The 18,854-nt window shown below is 40.1% G+C and carries 15 protein-coding genes and 4 pseudogenes; 18 read left to right on the forward strand and 1 reads right to left on the reverse strand.

Annotated features, from left to right (window positions below):
- Nucleotides 1-8: 8 nt before the first annotated feature.
- From ACORHU_RS02895 to ACORHU_RS02920, 6 genes and pseudogenes are all read left to right on the forward strand, one after another.
- Complete coding sequence (locus ACORHU_RS02895; protein ID WP_000405276.1) at nt 9-458, forward strand: GNAT family N-acetyltransferase; 450 nt, start codon at nt 9-11, stop codon at nt 456-458.
- An 8-nt stretch (nt 459-466) separates the two neighbouring features.
- Nucleotides 467-961, forward strand: a complete 495-nt coding sequence (locus tag ACORHU_RS02900) for a GNAT family N-acetyltransferase (RefSeq protein WP_434364728.1) — start codon at nt 467-469, stop codon at nt 959-961.
- 79 nt (nt 962-1,040) lie between these two features.
- Nucleotides 1,041-1,374: pseudogene (locus ACORHU_RS02905) on the forward strand (endolytic transglycosylase MltG); the annotation flags it as partial.
- Nucleotides 1,375-1,445: 71 nt separating this feature from the next.
- Nucleotides 1,446-2,783 (forward strand): annotated as a pseudogene (gene mltG / locus ACORHU_RS02910) (endolytic transglycosylase MltG); the annotation flags it as partial.
- 61 nt (nt 2,784-2,844) lie between these two features.
- Nucleotides 2,845-3,327: a transcription elongation factor GreA gene (greA, locus tag ACORHU_RS02915; RefSeq protein ID WP_000818750.1), complete on the forward strand. Its 483-nt coding sequence runs from the start codon at nt 2,845-2,847 to the stop codon at nt 3,325-3,327.
- Between the two features lie 75 nt (nt 3,328-3,402).
- Nucleotides 3,403-4,767 carry an amino acid permease gene (locus tag ACORHU_RS02920; RefSeq protein ID WP_434364729.1) on the forward strand — a complete coding sequence of 455 codons (1,365 nt, stop codon included), beginning with the start codon at nt 3,403-3,405 and terminating at the stop codon, nt 4,765-4,767.
- A 280-nt stretch (nt 4,768-5,047) separates the two neighbouring features.
- On the opposite strand, the gene ACORHU_RS02925 is transcribed toward ACORHU_RS02920, so the two are convergent.
- A complete protein-coding gene (locus tag ACORHU_RS02925) occupies nt 5,048-5,974 on the reverse strand; it encodes a helix-turn-helix domain-containing protein (RefSeq protein ID WP_434364730.1) in 927 nt (308 codons plus the stop codon).
- A 192-nt stretch (nt 5,975-6,166) separates the two neighbouring features.
- On the opposite strand from ACORHU_RS02925, the gene ACORHU_RS02930 reads away from it, so the two are divergent.
- From ACORHU_RS02930 to ACORHU_RS02985, 12 genes and pseudogenes are all read left to right on the forward strand, one after another.
- Nucleotides 6,167-9,166 carry an SEC10/PgrA surface exclusion domain-containing protein gene (locus ACORHU_RS02930; protein ID WP_434364731.1) on the forward strand — a complete coding sequence of 1,000 codons (3,000 nt, stop codon included), beginning with the start codon at nt 6,167-6,169 and terminating at the stop codon, nt 9,164-9,166.
- Between the two features lie 3 nt (nt 9,167-9,169).
- Nucleotides 9,170-9,526, forward strand: a complete 357-nt coding sequence (locus tag ACORHU_RS02935; RefSeq protein WP_000730919.1) for a hypothetical protein — start codon at nt 9,170-9,172, stop codon at nt 9,524-9,526.
- 9 nt (nt 9,527-9,535) lie between these two features.
- Nucleotides 9,536-10,624, forward strand: a complete 1,089-nt coding sequence (locus ACORHU_RS02940; RefSeq protein WP_434364732.1) for a DUF6287 domain-containing protein — start codon at nt 9,536-9,538, stop codon at nt 10,622-10,624.
- Between the two features lie 16 nt (nt 10,625-10,640).
- Entirely contained in the window at nt 10,641-11,657 is a 1,017-nt protein-coding gene (locus ACORHU_RS02945) for a cell wall-binding protein (RefSeq protein ID WP_434364733.1), read from the forward strand.
- A 31-nt stretch (nt 11,658-11,688) separates the two neighbouring features.
- A complete protein-coding gene (locus ACORHU_RS02950; RefSeq protein ID WP_434364734.1) occupies nt 11,689-12,942 on the forward strand; it encodes a hypothetical protein in 1,254 nt (417 codons plus the stop codon).
- A gap of 106 nt (nt 12,943-13,048) precedes the next feature.
- Nucleotides 13,049-13,459, forward strand: coding sequence for a GNAT family N-acetyltransferase (locus ACORHU_RS02955; RefSeq protein ID WP_434364735.1), 411 nt, complete (start codon nt 13,049-13,051; stop codon nt 13,457-13,459).
- A gap of 261 nt (nt 13,460-13,720) precedes the next feature.
- A pseudogene (locus ACORHU_RS02960) lies at nt 13,721-13,786 on the forward strand (DUF6773 family protein); the annotation flags it as partial.
- A 115-nt stretch (nt 13,787-13,901) separates the two neighbouring features.
- Entirely contained in the window at nt 13,902-15,362 is a 1,461-nt protein-coding gene (locus ACORHU_RS02965) for a nicotinate phosphoribosyltransferase (RefSeq protein WP_434364736.1), read from the forward strand.
- Nucleotides 15,359-16,183, forward strand: a complete 825-nt coding sequence (gene nadE / locus ACORHU_RS02970; protein WP_434364737.1) for an ammonia-dependent NAD(+) synthetase — start codon at nt 15,359-15,361, stop codon at nt 16,181-16,183. Before ACORHU_RS02965 ends, nadE begins: the two co-directional genes overlap by 4 nt.
- A 255-nt stretch (nt 16,184-16,438) precedes the next feature.
- Nucleotides 16,439-16,990 carry a GNAT family N-acetyltransferase gene (locus ACORHU_RS02975; RefSeq protein ID WP_434364738.1) on the forward strand — a complete coding sequence of 184 codons (552 nt, stop codon included), beginning with the start codon at nt 16,439-16,441 and terminating at the stop codon, nt 16,988-16,990.
- A 237-nt stretch (nt 16,991-17,227) separates the two neighbouring features.
- Nucleotides 17,228-18,202, forward strand: coding sequence for an Rpn family recombination-promoting nuclease/putative transposase (locus tag ACORHU_RS02980; RefSeq protein WP_434364739.1), 975 nt, complete (start codon nt 17,228-17,230; stop codon nt 18,200-18,202).
- Nucleotides 18,192-18,593 (forward strand): annotated as a pseudogene (locus tag ACORHU_RS02985) (Rpn family recombination-promoting nuclease/putative transposase); the annotation flags it as partial. The gene ACORHU_RS02980 and the pseudogene ACORHU_RS02985, both read left to right, overlap by 11 nt.
- Between the last annotated feature and the right edge of the window lie 261 nt (nt 18,594-18,854).

Genomic DNA, 18,854 nt, shown 5'->3' on the forward strand with positions numbered 1-18,854 from the left:
ATTTTCCCATGGAAATTCCAATTAAGATCATTCAGGCGAGTAAGTCTGATTTGGCTGAGATAGAGGCACTCCAGGCTTCATCTTTTCCAGCTGAAAAGCAGCAACCTTCCCATATTTTAGAAGAAAGTATCCGTAAGTATGCGGATACCTTTCTTCTAGCTAGGGATGAAAATCAGCTGTTGGGCTATGTTCTAGGTGGTCCTTATCCACATAATCCGAAATGTCTAGAAATACATTCTTTAGTCATTGATACTGACCATCAGAGACAGGGCTTGGGAACGCTTCTTCTTGCGGCTTTGAAAGAGGTGGCAGTTGAGCTGGAGTACAAAGGGATTCGTTTGAAGAGTCCGGAAGAGTTGCTTTCCTATTTTGAAATGAACGGTTTTATTGATGAAGAAACCTCGCTTTATGCAACTAGCCAGGGTTTTAGTATGATTTGGTTTAATCTCTTTTTTTAGGAGGCAAAATGGAAATTAGGAAAGCAAGATTAGAAGATTTGGATCGTATCGTTGAGATTGAACTAGAAAATTTCTCGATTGAAGAAGCCATTCCTCGCTCTGTTTTTGAGGCGCATTTGCGAGAAATTCAGACCTCTTTTCTGGTTGCAGAAAAAGAGGGTAAGATTATTGGGTATATAGAAGGACCAGTTGGCCCCCAACGCCATCTGCAAGACCAGTCTTTTACAGAAGAGATAGAAGACTATGGTCATGAGCCTGGTGGCTATATCTCTGTCACCTGTCTGTCTATTGCCAAGGAAGCACAGGGACTTGGACTTGGTCAGAAATTGCTAACAGCCTTGAAAGACCTGGCTCTTACCAACGAAAGAGAAGGTATTAATTTAACCTGTCATGACTATCTCATCGCCTACTATGAAAGACATGGATTTGTCAATGAAGGTCTGTCTCAGTTAACCTTTGCAGGGGAAACCTGGTATGATATGGTCTGGGAAGCTAAAAAATAGGCTAGAAAAGCATGCTAGGTTGCTTTTCTTTCGTTTTTAAGATATAATATTATGGATTGTCAACGAGGAGGAAAAACTTTTGAGTGAAAAATCAAGAGAAGACGAAAAATTAAGCTTTAAAGAGCAGATTTTACGTGATTTAGAACGAGTTAAAAAACATGAAGAAGATCAGGAAGAAGTTAATTTAGCTTCAATAAAACCCCAACTTTCTTCTAAAAATGATCAGTCAATAGAAGATTTGATGGAAGATTCTCTATCAGCTGTAGAGGATATTATGAGAAACGCTCCTACCGTGCCGACTCACCCCAGCCAAGATTTACCAGCTTCTCCATCAGATGAGATAAAAAGAGAAACTCTTACTGTTCCAAGCCATCCAAGTCAAGATGTTCCTTCTTCTCCAGCAGAAGAGGCTGCAAGACAAGCTCCACTTACTCCTAGTCACCCGAGTCAAGAAGGACCTTCTACTCCATCAGCGGAAGGAGTATCAAGACCAACTCCAGGACCTGTTAGTCCTAGAAACGTAGAGAAGGAATTTAATGAAATTCCAACAAGGGTAGCTGTTTCTTATAAGACAGAAGGTCAGAGAGAGGTAAAAAGAGAAGTTCCTACTTCAAAACCAGTAGTGGAAAAGAAAGCTGTAGAAGAAATGCCTGCAACTCCACGTCGTAGCCGTCGTGAGACAGTTCAGCCTACTAAGAAGAAAAAATCAGGATTCAAGGCCTTCTTCATTTCTCTGCTGATTTTCCTAGGCTTGATTTCAGCAGGTGGTTACTTCGGTTATCAGTATGTTCAGTCGTCTTTGAAGCCTGTGGATGCTTCATCTAAACAATATGTGACAGTGCAAATCCCAGAAGGAGCTAATGTTCAAACAATTGGTTCAACTCTTGAAAAGTCTGGCTTGATTAAACACGGAGTGATTTTTGCTTTTTATGCAAAATATAAAAATTATTCAGATTTGAAATCTGGCTATTACAATTTGCAAAAGAGCATGAGTACAGAAGATATCATCCACGAACTACAAAAAGGTGGAACAGCTGAAGCTCAAGAACCTGCGCTTGCGAATTTAACAATTCCAGAAGGTTATACGATTGATCAAATTGCACAAGCAGTAGGTCAATTGCAAGGTGAATTCAAAGAGCCTTTGACAGCTGATGCCTTTCTGGCAAAAGTTCAAGATGAGAACTTTATCAGCCAAGAAGTTGCCAAATATCCTAGTCTACTTGAAAGCTTGCCAACGAAAGAAAGTGGAGTTCGTTATCGTTTAGAAGGTTTCCTCTTCCCAGCGACTTACTCTATCAAGGAAAGCACAACTATTGAAAGCTTGATTGATGAGATGCTGGCAGCTATGGACAAGACTTTGGCGCCTCATTATAGTGCAATCAAGTCTAAAAACTTGACAGTCAATGAATTGCTAACAATTGCGTCACTTGTTGAAAAAGAAGGTGCTAAGACTGAAGATCGTAAGTTGATTGCAGGTGTCTTCTACAATCGCTTGAATCTTGGTATGCCACTTCAAAGCAATATTGCCATCTTGTATGCCCAAGGCAAACTTGGTCAGAAGATTAGTCTTGCTGATGATGCTGGAATTGATACGACAATTAATTCACCGTATAATGTTTATACGAAAGCTGGTTTGATGCCAGGCCCAGTAGATAGTCCAAGTTTGGATGCCATCGAGGCAAGTATTAATCAGACTAAGAGTGATAACTTATACTTTGTAGCTAATGTTACAGATGGCAAGGTCTATTATGCTGCTACTCAGGAGGAGCATGATCGTAATGTCGCTGAACATGTCAACAGCAAATTAAACCAAACAAACTAAAATCATGTGATGCTTCACATAATTTTCTTTAGAGAATATCATTAGAAGAAAGTTGAGAAAAATGGCAGAAAAAACATATCCTATGACCCTTGCGGAAAAGGAAAAACTTGAAAAAGAATTAGAAGAATTGAAATTGGTTCGCCGTCCAGAAGTGGTAGAACGCATTAAGATTGCCCGTTCATACGGTGACCTTTCTGAAAACAGTGAATACGAAGCAGCTAAGGATGAACAAGCCTTTGTCGAAGGGCAAATCTCTAGCTTGGAAACAAAAATTCGCTATGCTGAAATCGTCAATAGCGACTCAGTTGCCCAAGACGAAGTAGCGATTGGTAAAACAGTCACTATCCAAGAAATTGGTGAGGATGAAGAAGAAGTTTATATTATCGTAGGTTCAGCGGGTGCGGATGCCTTTGCAGGTAAGGTTTCAAATGAAAGCCCAATTGGACAAGCCTTGATTGGCAAGAAAACAGGTGACACAGCAACCATTGAAACACCTGTTGGTAGCTATGATGTAAAAATCTTGAAGGTTGAAAAAACAGCCTAAAAACAGAAAAAAGGGGTGGGGAGGCGATGCGCTTCACTCACTCCTTTTTCCATTTTAAATTGAATTGGAGACGATATGAGTTCAAAGAAGAAAAAAAATAAGATGGAGCGTGGTCTGACCAATCGTCATGTGCAGGTTATGGCCATTGCTGGAACAATCGGAACAGGACTCTTTTTGGGAGCAGGTCGCTCTATCAGCCTAACAGGTCCTTCCATTGTACTGATTTATATGATTACTGGGGCTTTTATGTTCCTCATGATGCGTGCAGTTGGGGAAATGCTCTACCAAGACCCTGAGCAACATACCTTTATCAACTTTATCACGCGCCATTTGGGTAAGGGCTGGGGCTATTTCTCAGTCTGGTCTTACTGGCTATCCGTTGTTTTTATCGGTATGGCGGAAATCACTGCTATCTCTCACTATGTTCAGTTCTGGTTCCCTAGCTGGCCCAGTTGGATGATTGAGATTGGATTTTTGACCATTTTAGCCTTGGTCAATCTGATCGCGGTTAAGCTCTTTGGGGAAGTCGAGTTTTGGTTTGCTATGGTCAAGATTGTGGCTATTTTAGCCATGATTGCCACAGGGATCTTTATGGTCTTGACAGGATTTAAGACACCTCATGGAGTAGCAAGTTTAGCTAATATCGCCGACAATTTCTCCCTCTTCCCTAATGGTGGAGTGAACTTTGTTATGGCTTTCCAGATGGTGTTCTTTGCCTACCTCATGATTGAGTTTATTGGGGTAACGACTTCAGAAACAAAAAATCCACGTCAGGTCTTACCAAAAGCCGTTAAGGAAATTCCTTTGCGTATCGCCTTTTTCTACGGTGGTGCCCTCTTAGCCATCATGGCTATCATTCCATGGCGTGAACTTGCTTCTGCTGATTCACCTTTTGTAACAGTATTTGAATTGGCAGGTATCAAGTGGGCAGCGGCCTTAATTAACTTCGTCGTTTTGACATCAGCAGCTTCTGCCCTTAACTCAACCCTTTATTCAACAGGTCGTCATTTGTATCAGATTGCCCATGATTCGCCAAATTCATTCCTAAAAGCAATCAAGGCGGATACTCTTTCTCGCCATAACGTACCACAAAATGCCATCATTGCTTCAGCAATCTTGATTGCCCTAGCAGCCTTTATTAATGTCTTGCCAAGTGTTTCGGATGCCTTTGCCTTGATTACGGCATCATCATCAGGTGTCTATATCGCCATTTATATCTTGATTATGGTGGCTCACCTTAAATACCGCAAGTCACCAGACTTTATGGCAGATGGTTATCTCATGCCCCATTATCGTTTCCTAAATCCTTTAACCATGCTCTTCTTTGCCTTTGTCTTTGTAACCCTCTTTTTACAAGAGTCTACATTTGTAGGAGCAATCGGATCAGCTATCTGGATTATCGGTTTCGGGATTTATAGCCAGTGGAAATTTAGAAAATAGATTAAGGACTCATCAACTCGGCTTGGTGAGTTTTTCCTTTAAAATAAAGTCAAAAAAGCACCAGAGTCTAAAGTGACTTTGGTGCTTTGAAGTTAATACTCTTCGAAAATCTCTTCAAACCACGTCAGCTTCGCCTTGCCGTAGGTATAAGGTTACTGCCTTCGTCAGTCTTATCTACAACCTCAAAACGGTGTTTTGAGCAACCTGCGGCTAGCTTCCTAGTTTGCTCTTTGATTTTCATTGAGTATAAAAACATTTTGCTCTAGACTGATGTTGTTAGTTATTTCTCATCTTCTGTAGGGAATGGAATGCCAGTTTTATTTAGTCGTTTAACTTCTTGGACGAATATGTTTTTAGTTTCAAACAGCCATGCTAGTGGGAAGAGGTTGTTTTGGGAATCCATGTAATGAAGAAGAATATTAGCTCGTTCAATACCCTTTGGGTTATTTTGTCGAAGTAGATTGTAAACTTCATACATATTCAAATGAAATAGGTGAAATGCTGAATATTCTTGATAGAATTCTTCAGATATTATGATTTTCAACTTATAGATGAGCTTCTCTGCTTTATCGTAGTATCCATAGTGAGAATATGTTCTAACTAAAAGGCTTCCAGTTGTAACATATCTGCGAGAAAAACGCTCAGTTCTATGCTTAGTTTCTTCTAATCCTTTGACAATTAGCTTTTCGAGGTATTCAAGGAATTTTAACTCAAAACATTGAGTCTTAAATAATAAAAGAATTTCAATAATAGTAAAATCACGAAGATAAAGAGTATCAATACTAAATATATAGTTGAGCAAGTAATTAATAGCTTCTACTTGATCAGGAGTCAATTCATCCAATTTATTTTCTAAACTTAAAATGACTAATTTTAGTGAGTAATAGTCTATGAGATTTTCCCACTCACTTTTCTTTCCTAGTATTTGTCTAGCTTTTGTTCTATCATTTTTAGACAATGCATTTAGAATTTGTTTTACTCTTTGGGCTGACTCGTACTGAATATGTAAAACTTCTATAAAGTCTTCCCCATCTAAATTAAATCTGCTCAAAATTTCAAAAAAAGTATCGACTTTGATAGAAGTTAATCCTTTTTCAAAGCGACTGAGGTTATTGGGAGTAATAGCATCTCCAGCAGCCTCTTTGAGGGTCATATTACGATCTTGACGGATCTTTTGAATGATTTCTCCATAGTGTTTCGGTTCCATGATAGTCTCCTTAGTCTTGATTTATTTTATTATAACTTAAATTTTTATAATTTTGAAAAAATCTACTGTTTTTAGTAGATTTTTGTTTAAAACTCAAGATAAGGAATAAAATTATACTGTTTTCAATGGAAAGTTCCAAAAAGGGGATTATTTACTGTATAATCAAGTCAATCAAAAGTAAAGGAGATAAGGATGAAAAAGTCCCTAATTATGACAACTGCTACAGTGGCTGGTTTAGGAGTAGTAACAACTACTCAAACAGTATTTGCTAGTGAAGCGCCAACTGAAAACACGGTCAACGCTATTACAAACAATAAGGTCACAGACAAAGACTTATCTAATGCTGAGAAACGTGTCATTGACACCGCTAAAGATGCTGACCAGAAAACCAAAGATGCTAGTAAAGCTCAAGATGAGCTCAATAAGGCTCAAAACGAAAAAAATACCAAAAAAGCTGAAAAAGAAGCGCTTGAAAAAGACCTTGAAAAAGCAAAGGAAGCTACACCAGAAAAAATCCAAACGGAAACCCAAGATGTTGCCGCTAAAGAAGAAGCTAAAGCCGACAAAGAAGCTAATGCCAAGAATAAGGCCGACCAAGTTGGTAACAAGTCTGATGATGCTAAACGAGCCCAAGACGAGCTTAATAAGGCTCGTACAGGTGTTGAAAAAGCTGATAGAGAGTTAAAAGACGCGACAGATGACTTTGACCCAGCTGCGAAAAACAAAGCTCAAAAAGAAAAAGATGACGCTGATAAAGACGTACTTATGAAAGACCAAGCTAAACGCAACGCAGAAGCCGAGCTTGAAAAAGTAAAAGAAAACGACAAAACGCGTGAAGCTAAAAAAGTACAAGAACGACAAAACAAAGCCAACAAAGAAGCCGAAAAGACCGTAAAAGAGGGTCTCGTAAAAGATGCGGATAAGGCGATTAAAGGAGCCGAAGAAAAACTCAAGTCCGCTCAATATCCAACAGAGGTCACTGCGACACCAGAATGGATTGCCAAAGCTAAAGAGCTTATCAGACGTCGTATGGATAAATTTCCAGAGCCATCTCCTGACACCACAGGTATGACGGCAGACCAAATCAAAAAAGCGTATGACGAAAGGAACGCTCGATTCAAAGAGTGGTTGAAAACTAATCGTAACGATATTCAACGACTTGAAAACGAGTTGCGTAAGCTTGACCAAAAAACAAACGAAAAATGGCGAGACAACATCCGTAACATCAGGAATAATGGAATCCAAGACGACACAGATGACGTCCAATATGACCCCAACAACCTACCTCAAGATGTTGTTGATGACTTAAATAACCATTTTATTACTCTTTTAAACAGTCTTCGCAAACAATTAGACTTACCTGAAGCTAAACTCAACACAAACAACAAAGACTTCGCCAAAGAAGTCGCAAAAGTCTACAAAGACAATGACTATCAAGGTTACGGACATTTTGGAAGAGGTATCAATGAGGTGGCTCGAAAACGAGGTCTCAAAGCATCTGCAAATCCAGGTGTTGATACATACAGCCAATATTATGAAAACCTTATGCCTATTCCAATGAACACAGATAAAATGTCAAGACAAGAATTACTCTCGAAGATAACTGAGACATTCATGTCATTCTTTGCAGAAGGTTACTTGACAGGTCATTATCTCCATTTTTATAGTTTGCTCCAAGTTGACAACTTGGGATTAAACACATCACTTATCAAAGACAAGGATCTCAATTTATTATATTATTTCCGTATACATGTATTATCAGTTGGCGGGCCTAATTATATAGACAGCACTGATTCAACAGCACAAAAAGCTAAGTTCAATGAACTCTACGGACCAAACTCTAAAGCCAATCTTCCAACCCCAATTCTACAAAACAAACAAGAAGTAGAAGCTGAATTACAAAAAGCTAAAGCGGACAAGAAAACAGCCGAGGCTAACTTAGAAAAAGTGAAAACAGAGCTTCAAGAAATTGAGAAACGCATCGCATCCCTCGAAAAAGAAGTTTCTGAAACACCAGATAAAGAAGCGAAACGTGCTGAAGCGGTCAAAGAGTTGGAAAAAGCCAAAGAAAAAGCAGAAGATGCTAACCGTAAGCTAGAACAAGCAACACTTGACGACAAGGCTAAATCATTACGTCTGGATAAAGCTCGCAAGGCTAAAGAAAAAGCGGACAAAGAATTAGCTAAGAAATTGGCAGAAAGTCAACAAAAAGACAAAGATTTGGAAAATGCTAAGATTGAGCGTTTGAAGGCTGACAAAGAGTTAAAAGACGCTAAAGACGCACTTCAAAAAGCAAAAGATAAGTTGGCAGAAACACTTCGTTTGAGCCAAGAAAAAGCCAAATTGGAAGTTGAATTGAAAGCTAAGTCAAAAGAGTTGGATGAACTTTGCAAACACGTAGACGACTTGAAACGCGATGTGAAACAAAAAGAAGAAGACGCAGAACAAGCGCGTAAAGCCAGAGACGAAGCGGAACGCGATTATCAAAAACTTCTCCTTCGTAAGACAATCGACGACGCTCTCATTCCAGAAAAACCAGAATTTAAAGGTGGTGTGAATGGTGAAGGTTTAATCCAACCGGAACTACCAGCCTTCCCGCTTGATAAGTTGCCGACGGTAGAACAACCAAAAGTTGATGAGCCTAAGAATGAGAAACCAAGCAAAGAACCAGGCAAAGAACCAGGAAAAGAGCCAAGCAAAGAACCAGGTAAAGAACCAGGCAAAGAACCAGGCAAAGAACCAGGAAAAGAGCCAGGTCAAGAGCCAGGCAAAGAACCAGGCAAAGAACCAGGCAAAGAACCAGGCAAAGAGCCAGGCAAAGAGCCAGGTCAAGAGCCAGGCAAAGAGCCGAGCCAAGAACCAGGCAAAGAACCAGGTAAAGAACCAGGCAAAGAACCAGGTCAAGAGCCAGGCAAAGAACCAGGTAAAGAACCAGGTCAAGAGCCAGGTAAAGAACCAGACAAAGAACCAGGTCAAGAGCCGGGCCAAGAGCCAGGTCAAGCTGACAACCAAGATGTGAAACCTGTAGTGCCAGCACCAAGCTACCAAGCACCAGCAGTTTTATCTCTAACACAAGAAGAAGCCGGACAAAAAGTATTACCAAATACAGGAAGTCAAGTGAGCCTACTAGCTTTATTAGGATACGGCTTCTTGGCAGGATTAGGAATTGTTTTAAAGAAAAAAGAGGGATAAACATTGAAAAAGAAAGTTGCATTTGTATTATCGTTAGCAACGAGTCTATTGCTTTTGGTGGCCTGTTCCTCAGCAGATGGAACTTATGTCTACCAAGGTAGCATGCCATTTATGGAAGAAGTAACCGTGACCATCCAAATCAAGGGTGATAAGGGACAAGTTCATACAAAAGGAAAAACAATTGGTTTCCTAACAGAGGGTAAGCAAACAGAGCAGACAGATGAGATGAAGGTCAACCAGAAAGAAAAGACCTTTGAATTGTCTTCAATGAAACTAGGTTATGAGATCAAAGGTGGAGAGTTGACCATTACTTCAGATCCGACTGGTATACTGGCTGGCAAATCTTTTAAAAAGAAATAAAGGGGTATTATGTCCAAAAAAAGCATTTTAAGTGGCTTGTTATTGGCTGGCTCAGTCATTTTATTAGCAGCCTGTGGTCAACAAGCTAGTCAGACGAGTGGGGGAGAGTCAACTGACGCTACAGTCCAAACCAGTTCTTCAGAAGATAAAAAAGCTGAACAACCAAAGATTAATTACCATGTGGCTTATCAAAATGTTTTGGAATCTTATAAAGAGAGGGTTAAGACAGCACAGGCTAAACAAATGCCTCAGTCTTCCTTGGATGATAAAGAGGAGGCTTATATTAATTCCATTTTATTTGATTATGATGGAAGAGATATCGCTTATACTTTTTATGATATCAATAAGGATGGAAAAAAGGAATTACTGATTAAGCAAGATACGATTTTACTTGGAATTTATTATCTAACTGATCAAGGTACTCTGCTAGTGAAGTCTGGTGGAGTAGCTGGAAGAGGTGGAGAACGTCGTATACTTATTCCTTATGAGAACGGTGCGATTTCTTATCTAAATTTCAATTCTCCTAGACCTGAGGCCATTGCTAAAACTTATCTCTTTGTAGATGGCCGTTATCAGGAAGCCAGTTCAGTTAACTATGATTTGAGAGAAACCAAGGATCCTTCAAGTTTACAAGGGCTAGATGGGATTAAAAAGGTTGATTTGGAAGGCTTGAACTGGATGACTTTTGATGATGCTTCAGCTAGTCGTCCCTTTATTGACCTAGAGGAGCAGGCTAAGGAACCTGGTGCTCACCTGGCTGAGATTTACCAGAAAAACTTCAGCAGTATCAAAGGAACTTGGAAGAATAACAAGGGTGGCGAAGTCACTTTTGATGAGCATGGATTTACAAACGGAGATGAAGTAACACCGGCTCCACCTAGAATTGTAAATAATATGGCAAAATTTGGAATCGGATTTAGTGGTGGCGGTGGTGCGTCGGTTATACTTATTCCAAAAGGAGTTGTGCATCCAGATATAAATGTAGGTGATACCACTTTCAAAGATGCGTCTGACAGTAGCAAGGATCGTTTGTTACTTACTCAAAGTGTGGATACAGTGTCCAATCCAAACGAATTTTATTATAAGGTTAGTGAATAAAAAGGAGAAATAGAAGATGAAACTAAAACATGTATTGACAGGATCAGTAATGGGGTTGAGCCTCGTAACAGCAGGAGTTATCACAACAAGTGTACTCCCTACAAGCAGTGTAGAAGCTGCAGAATACCGTAAGATTTATGCGGATGTAACTGCCCAGATGGGACTAGATGGAAAATTATACTTGGAAATTGTTGGAGAACGTCCTGATGTAACTGTTGCAACTGGCCAGTATAAGGCTGTTGAAATTTTAGAAGCAAATACAGGACGGGTGGTAAATCCAAATACTTTCATTGTTATTAATCCAGTTACAAATGGGGAAGCTAAGAAAAATGTTGGTAGAGCAAAGTTGAATTTATCTTTTCTAAATGGGAACCCTTACCCAGATGGAACCTATCTAGTTTCATTTAAGGATTTGACACTTTCTCATGAGTCAGGTTACTTTACTTTAGTTGGAGCAATTAAATTGACCATTAAAGATGGAGAATTTGTTAAATACGAAAAAGTTAACTTAAAGCCAACATCAACACCAACATCTGATCCAAAAATTCCAGAACAACCAAGTGGAAAGAATGGTTGGGTAGGTCGTTCTTACTACCAAAATGGCCAAAAGGTTATCAGCAAATGGATCTATGATTCACAATATAAGTCTTATTTCTATTTGAATGCTGCTGGTGACTATGTTGAAAATGCTTGGGTAGGGAACTACTATCTCAAATCAGGTGGCTACATGGCTAAGAGTGAATGGATTTATGATGGCAACTACGGTTCTTACTATTACTTGACATCAGAAGGAAGCTATGCGCGTAATGCTTGGTCAGGAAGTTACTACCTCAAGTCAAATGGTAAGATGGCTAAGAGCGAGTGGATTTATGACAATAACTACAAATCATATTACTATTTGACATCAGAAGGAAGCTACGCTCGTAACAAATGGGTAGGAGATTATTACCTTAAATCAGATGGTAAAATGGCTGTTAGCGAACGTACACCAGATGGTTACCGTGTAGATGGATCTGGTAAATGGATCAAATAATTCCATTTTGGTTATACAAAGGAGATTTTAAGTGGAAGAGTTGGAAAATAAGGTAAACGAAGAGACTTCAAATAACACAGAAGTTTCGGAGCAAGAGACAAGCGTTAAGCAGGAAAGTGAACATGCCAATCCTGTAGCTCCTGTCCCAAGTCAGTTAGGATTTGTGGATAAGGTAAAACACATCATTGAGACACGACGTAAGGAAACTCTTGGTGTACTGATTGCTCTTGGACTTGCTATTATTGCTTTTGTAGGTTATAACTTTTATCAAGGGCAACCTAAAAGTTTAGCAAAAGAAGTTAGGGTTGAATTTTCAGGTTATTCAGAGTCAGGAACCTTGACCTATAATGAAGAAGTGATTGCGGCTATGGTTAAGGAACTATCCTACAAAAAGGCTGGCTTTAATAAGGAACAAGCTCAAGCCCTTTCCCAGAATGATCCTGTAGCCTTATCAGCCTTGGCAACCAATCCACAATTAGCCTCAAAGGCTTCTCTAGCTAAGGCTATGATTAGTAGTGTCCGCTACGAGTTTGATAAGAAAAGTGAGTTAAAAAATGGGGATGAAGTGACTTTCACAGTCACAACGACTTCGCAAAACTCACCTGTTAAAGCTGAAAAGAAATCATTTAAGGTTGAAACACTGAAGGAATATGAAAAAGTTTCAAAAGAAGAACTCTTAAAACTAACTCCTTTAAGTTTTGAAGGTTTCAATGGCTATGGTCGAGTTTCTATTCCTAAAACAAAAGATGAGGAAGATATCTTCACTATTGATGGTAATTCTGATGCCAATGATTTGAAAAATGGAGATAACATCAAACTTGTGGTTCGTGACTACTATTTGACAAAATTGAAAAAAGAAGGGAAAGTACCTGCAGAAAAGAGTTTTGAAGTTCCAGTTTCAGGCCTAAAAGAGGTCAGTGAAATTAAGGAATTAAAGGATATTCTTAAGAAAATTGATGACTACAGTAAGTCTGAAAACAAGAATAATTCTTCATCTTCTTATACCCTAGAACCACAAGGAACATTCTTAGGAGTATTTTCATCAAGTAACAGTGCTTATGAAAATGTAATTGTTATAAGTATTCTCTATAAGGTCACTGAGACCAAATCTGATGGATCTAAAGATACTAATTATAAAGATTATAGTTATGCTGCAGGAGTCAAAAAAGATGGCAGTGTAGATATGGATAAGCTAGAGAAAGCCCAGTTTAATACTACGACAGATTTAGAAGGGTTGAAGTCCTATTTATCGAATTATAAATTAAAAGAATATAAGCAGGGATAGTATTAAATTTGAAACTCATCAACTCAGATTGGTGGGTTTTTGCTAATTTGACAGTCTATTGAAATAAGGCTATAATCAAGCTGTAACAGTGTTTGAGGAGGTTTAGATGTACTTTAGATTGGAAAACAAGGAGTCTCAGAAAGCGCAGGAAATTGGGAATTTGATTCGTGCTTATAATCGTTCAAAAAGAGAAGAAGCTGAAAGTGAGTCACTTAATCTTTATGTTGAAGATGAAAAGGGCAATCTCCTTGCAGGTTTGATAGCAGAGACTTTCGGAAATTGGCTAGAAATCGAGTATTTATTTGTAAAAGAGGAACTGAGAGGGCTAGGAATCGGTTCAAGACTATTGCAGCAAGCAGAAACTGAAGCTAAGAATCGAAACTGTCGTTTTGCTTTTGTCAATACTTACCAGTTTCAAGCTCCAGATTTTTATAAAAGGCATGGCTACAAGGAAGTCTTTACCTTACAAGACTATCCCTACATTGGGCAAAGATATTATTACCAAAAGGATTTGTAAGGAGAATAAAGCAAAGAGGGGAGCTTGACATAAGTCTCGATAAATACTAGTTAAATCCTACAAATTGTGTCTTTCTAGACGATATTGAGGACAATGCAATCGCAGCTGAGAAATTGGGAATCAAGGTCTATCAGGTTAAGAAAAGAAGCGATGTTGTCGAAATTTTGAAATCATATATTTAAAGTCAAAACTCTCTATCTTTTTGTGGTAGAGAGTTTTTGTTAATAAAACTTTACAAAATGAAATTTATATATTGCATTAAGTTATGGCGAATGGGCTCAGAAAAAGTTTGAACAAGATATGGATGAACTGGAGAGTGGAGAATAGCTTGTTACTCTTTTCTCAATCCAGCCAAAATGTGATATAATAGTACTAATTTATTGGAATATGTGAAAATTCTTGAAAATTTTCATGAGTTTCTAGCTAAGGAAGTAGGAAAAGTATGTATCCAGATGATAGTTTAACATTGCACACGGACTTGTACCAGATTAACATGATGCAGGTTTACTTTGACCAAGGGATTCACAATAAAAAAGCGGTTTTTGAGGTCTATTTCCGTCAGCAACCGTTCAATAATGGCTATGCGGTTTTTGCTGGTTTGGAAAGGATTGTGAACTACTTAGAAAACCTGCGCTTTTCTGATAGCGATATTGCTTATCTAGAGTCACTGGGTTATCATGGAGACTTTTTGGAATATCTGCGTAATCTCAAGTTAGAGTTGACCGTTCGTTCTGCCCAAGAAGGGGATTTGGTCTTTGCTAATGAACCGATTGTGCAGGTGGAAGGCCCTCTAGCTCAATGTCAGTTGGTCGAAACGGCCCTTTTGAACATCGTCAACTACCAGACATTGGTGGCGACTAAGGCAGCTCGTATTCGTTCGGTTATCGAAGATGAACCCTTGATGGAGTTTGGAACACGTCGTGCGCAAGAAATGGATGCTGCTATCTGGGGAACTCGAGCAGCTGTCATTGGTGGTGCTAACGGAACTAGTAATGTGCGTGCAGGTAAGCTCTTTGGCATTCCTGTACTAGGTACTCACGCGCATGCCTTGGTACAGGTTTATGGTAACGACTATGAGGCTTTCAAGGCTTACGCTGCGACCCACAAAAATTGTGTCTTTCTTGTAGATACCTATGACACCCTTCGCATTGGGGTACCAGCTGCCATTCAGGTGGCGCGTGAGCTGGGTGACCAGATTAACTTTATGGGTGTTCGGATTGACTCTGGGGATATTGCCTACATTTCCAAGAAAGTCCGTCAGCAGCTGGACGAGGCTGGATTTACAGAGGCTAAGATTTATGCTTCAAATGATTTGGACGAAAATACCATCCTCAACCTTAAGATGCAAAAGGCCAAGATTGATGTCTGGGGAGTGGGAACCAAGCTGATTACAGCCTATGACCAGCCAGCTCTTGGGGCAGTTTATAAGATTGTTGCGATTGAAGATGAAAATGGTAACATGCGCAATACGATCAAGCTGTCTAATAATGCGGAAAAAGTTTCGACGCCAGGTAAGAAGCAGGTGTGGCGCATTACCAGTCGTGAAAAAGGCAAGTCAGAAGGTGACTACATCACTTATGACGGTGTGGATGTGAGCGACATGACTGAAATCAAGATGTTCCATCCGACTTATACTTACATCAAGAAGACTGTTCGTAATTTTGATGCTGTTCCTCTCTTGGTGGATATTTTCAAGGACGGGCAATTGATTTACAACCTGCCTAGCTTGACTGAGATTCAGGCTTATGCCCGTAAGGAATTTGACAAGCTTTGGGATGAGTACAAGCGCGTGCTTAATCCGCAGCACTATCCAGTGGATTTGGCGCGTGATGTATGGCAAGACAAGATGGACTTGATTGACAAGATGCGCAAGGAAGCCCTCGGCGAAGGAGAAGAAGAATGAGTTTGCAAGAGACTATTATTCAGCAACTGGGTGTCAAACCAGTGATTGATGCCCAGGAAGAAATCCGTCGTTCCATTGACTTCTTAAAAAGATACTTGAAAAAACACCCCTTCCTTAAAACTTTTGTACTAGGGATTTCTGGGGGACAAGACTCAACCTTAGCAGGTCGATTGGCCCAACTTGCTATGGAAGAACTGCGAGCTGAAACAGGAGATGCCAGCTATAAATTTATCGCTGTCCGCCTGCCTTATGGAGTACAAGCCGATGAAGCAGATGCTCAAAGAGCCCTAGCCTTCATCCAGCCAGATGTCAGCTTGGTAGTTAATATCAAGGAATCTGCAGATGCTATGACGGCAGCAGTCGAAGAGACAGGTAGCCCTGTTTCAGACTTTAACAAAGGCAATATCAAGGCACGTTGCCGTATGATTGCTCAATATGTCCTTGCTGGTGCCCATAGCGGAGCGGTCATTGGAACAGACCACGCTGCGGAAAATATCACAGGTTTCTTTACCAAGTTTGGTGACGGTGGTGCGGATATTTTACCCCTTTTCCGTCTTAATAAACGTCAAGGAAAACAACTCTTGCAGGAACTTGGTGCAGACCCAGCCCTTTATGAAAAAATCCCAACAGCAGACCTAGAAGAAGACAAACCAGGCCTAGCTGATGAAGTAGCCCTCGGAGTCACTTATGAAGAGATTGATGACTACCTAGAAGGAAAAACAATCAGCCCAGAAGCCCAAACAACTATCGAAAACTGGTGGCACAAAGGCCAACACAAACGCCACCTACCAATCACCGTATTTGATGACTTTTGGGAGTAAAAACCTCCAGTGGAGGTTTTTACCCCGAGCATGGAAACAGGTAAGCGAGGAATGTCCGGTGGACCTTTTTAGCTTCTTGCCCTGAAACTCGAGAGCAAGAATAACCTCCAGTGGAGGTTTTTACCCCGAGCATGTAAACAAGTAAGCGAGGAAGGTCCAGTGGATCTTTTTAGCTTGAGCCTTGAAATTCAAAAGCAAAACAAATTTCAATGCTGACTGGACAGAGAATCATCTATTAGAAAGCGAGGTAGCGACATGAAAGCTATCGGTACGCAAATCTTGCAGACAGACCGTTTGGTTTTGAGACGATTTGTGGAAAGTGATGCAGAAGCCATGTTTCAGAATTGGGCTTCATCCGCTGAGAATCTGATCTATGTCACTTGGGGTCCCCATTCTGATGTCGAGGTGACTCGAAATTCGATTCGTAACTGGGTTGCCTCCTATACAAATCCCAACTATTACAAATGGGCTATTTGTCTCAAAGAAAACCCAGAGCAAGTGATTGGAGATGTCAGCATCGTTGCAATAGATGAGAACGATTCTTCTTGTGAAATTGGCTATGTGCTAGGCAAGAAATACTGGGGTCATGGTATGATGACAGAGGCCTTGAAAGCTGTATTGGACTTTTGTTTTACTCAAGCAGGTTTTCAAAATGTTAGAGCACGATATGCTAGTCTCAATCCAGCTTCAGGTCGTGTTATGGAGAAGGCTGGAATGTCCTATCTCAAGACTATTACCAATGGTGTAGAGAGAAAAGGCTATCTTGCTGATCTTATTTATTACCAGGTAAGTAGGGAAGACTGTTAAGCTTAAAATTTATTGCTTATCCGCTGTTCTTATTTTTTTCATTTATCCTTTCTTTTCCGAATAAATAGATAGAGTCAGTGAATCTAGTAAAACTAGATTTAATACTCTTCGAAAATCAAATTCAAACAACGTCAACGTCGCCTTGCCGTACTCAAGTACAGCCTGCGGCTAGTTTCCTAGTTTGCTCTTTGATTTTCATTGAGTATAAAACTGTGGTATAATAAAAGGAGGAAAAGGATGATTCTCAGACATCCGGGCATCAGCCCGACTAATGACTTGGTAGCTAAGAAAATCTTTAGCAATCCAGAAATCACTTGTCAATTTATCCGCGATATGCTGGACTTACCAGCTAAAAATGTAACTATTTTAGAGGGAAGCAATATTCACATCTTACCTTCCCTACCTTACTCAGCTCAGGATTTTTACACTAGTATAGATGTCTTGGCGGAGTTGGACAACGGTACTCAAGTAATTATTGAGATTCAGGTGCATCATCAGAATTTTTTCATCAATCGCCTGTGGGCTTATTTGTGCAGTCAGGTCAATCAAAACCTAGAAAAAATTCGTCAGCGTGAAGGTGATACTCACCAGAGCTACAAACACATTGCCCCAGTATACGCTATTGCTATTGTCGATAGTAATTACTTCTCAGATGACTTGGCTTTCCATAGCTTTAGTATGCGCGAGGACACGACAGGTGAGGTCTTAACCATAACAAATAACGGTCAAGAAAACCATCTGGTCAAGATGGCATTCTTGGAATTAAAAAAATACAGAGAAACCAGCAAAGACGAGGTTCGCAAGCCGTGGTTGGAGTTTTTCGGTAATAAGCCCTTTACCCAAGAACCCGAGCGAGCCATCAGCCAGGCAGACCAACTGCTGGACTACAAGAGCTGGTCTGAGGAGGACAGGAAAATGTTTAGTCAACTACGTATGCGCGAAGAACAGGCATTGTTGGCACAGGACTATGCCTTGGAGCAAGCTGAGGAAAAAGGTTTAGAGCGTGGTCTTGAACGCGGTCGTGCTGAGGGTATTGAACAAGGACTTGAACGAGGACGATCTGAGGGTATTGAACAGGGTTTAGAACGTGGAAAACTTTTTGCCTTCTTAGACATGGTCCGCCAACATGTTTTAACTTCCGAATTTGCGAGTGAACAATTGGGTATGACCGTCGCTGAGTTTGAGAAGCTATTGAAAGATTATCACCAATAATGGACAAGAACACCATCTAGTCAAGATGGTGTTCTTGGAATTAAAAAAATACAGAGAAACCAGCAAAGACGAGGTTCGCAAGCCATGGTTGGAGTTTTTCGGGAACAAACCCTTTACTCAAGAACCCGAGCGAGCCATCAGCCAGGCAGACCAACTGCTAGACTATAAGAGCTGGTCCGAGGAGGACAGGAAAATGTTTAGTCAACTACGTATGCGTGAAGAACAAGCCTTGTTAGCGCAGGACTATGCCTTGGAAACAGCTAGGGCAGAAGGTATTGAACAGGGACTAAAAAAAGGGTTAGTAAATCTTGTTCGCCAGCATCTTTTAACAGCAGAGGTTGCGAGTGCGCAATTAGGCATGACCGTCGCTGAGTTTGAGGCACTATTGTAAGAACTTCACAATAATGGCATTCTTGGAACTAAAAAATACAGAGAAACCAGCAAAGACGAGGTTCGCAAAGCGTGGTTGGAGTTTTTTGGGAATAAGCTCTTTACCGAGCGAGCTATCAATCAAGCAGACCAACTGCTAGACTAAAGGGATGCTCTGAGGAGGAGTTTTTGTAAATCAATAAGTCAATGACAGATTTTTTCCGTGATAAAGGGAAGAATCTGTTTTTTTAGTTTACTAGATGTTGGTTCAAAAACGTAAGAT

This window comes from Streptococcus sp. KHUD_015 (assembly GCF_051106265.1).
Lineage (GTDB): Bacteria > Bacillota > Bacilli > Lactobacillales > Streptococcaceae > Streptococcus.

Excerpts from the sequence above, each read along its gene's own strand:
- nadE (WP_434364737.1), top strand. The coding sequence starts at position 15,359 with ATGAGTTTGCAAGAGACTATTATTCAGCAACTGGGTGTCAAACCAGTG.
- ACORHU_RS02980 (WP_434364739.1), top strand. The coding sequence starts at position 17,228 with ATGATTCTCAGACATCCGGGCATCAGCCCGACTAATGACTTGGTAGCT.
- ACORHU_RS02920 (WP_434364729.1), top strand. The coding sequence starts at position 3,403 with ATGAGTTCAAAGAAGAAAAAAAATAAGATGGAGCGTGGTCTGACCAAT.
- ACORHU_RS02895 (WP_000405276.1), top strand. The coding sequence starts at position 9 with ATGGAAATTCCAATTAAGATCATTCAGGCGAGTAAGTCTGATTTGGCT.
- ACORHU_RS02940 (WP_434364732.1), top strand. The coding sequence starts at position 9,536 with ATGTCCAAAAAAAGCATTTTAAGTGGCTTGTTATTGGCTGGCTCAGTC.
- ACORHU_RS02975 (WP_434364738.1), top strand. The coding sequence starts at position 16,439 with ATGAAAGCTATCGGTACGCAAATCTTGCAGACAGACCGTTTGGTTTTG.
- ACORHU_RS02930 (WP_434364731.1), top strand. The coding sequence starts at position 6,167 with ATGAAAAAGTCCCTAATTATGACAACTGCTACAGTGGCTGGTTTAGGA.
- ACORHU_RS02945 (WP_434364733.1), top strand. The coding sequence starts at position 10,641 with ATGAAACTAAAACATGTATTGACAGGATCAGTAATGGGGTTGAGCCTC.
- ACORHU_RS02965 (WP_434364736.1), top strand. The coding sequence starts at position 13,902 with ATGTATCCAGATGATAGTTTAACATTGCACACGGACTTGTACCAGATT.
- greA (WP_000818750.1), top strand. The coding sequence starts at position 2,845 with ATGGCAGAAAAAACATATCCTATGACCCTTGCGGAAAAGGAAAAACTT.
- ACORHU_RS02925 (WP_434364730.1), bottom strand. The coding sequence starts at position 5,974 with ATGGAACCGAAACACTATGGAGAAATCATTCAAAAGATCCGTCAAGAT.
- ACORHU_RS02955 (WP_434364735.1), top strand. The coding sequence starts at position 13,049 with ATGTACTTTAGATTGGAAAACAAGGAGTCTCAGAAAGCGCAGGAAATT.
- ACORHU_RS02900 (WP_434364728.1), top strand. The coding sequence starts at position 467 with ATGGAAATTAGGAAAGCAAGATTAGAAGATTTGGATCGTATCGTTGAG.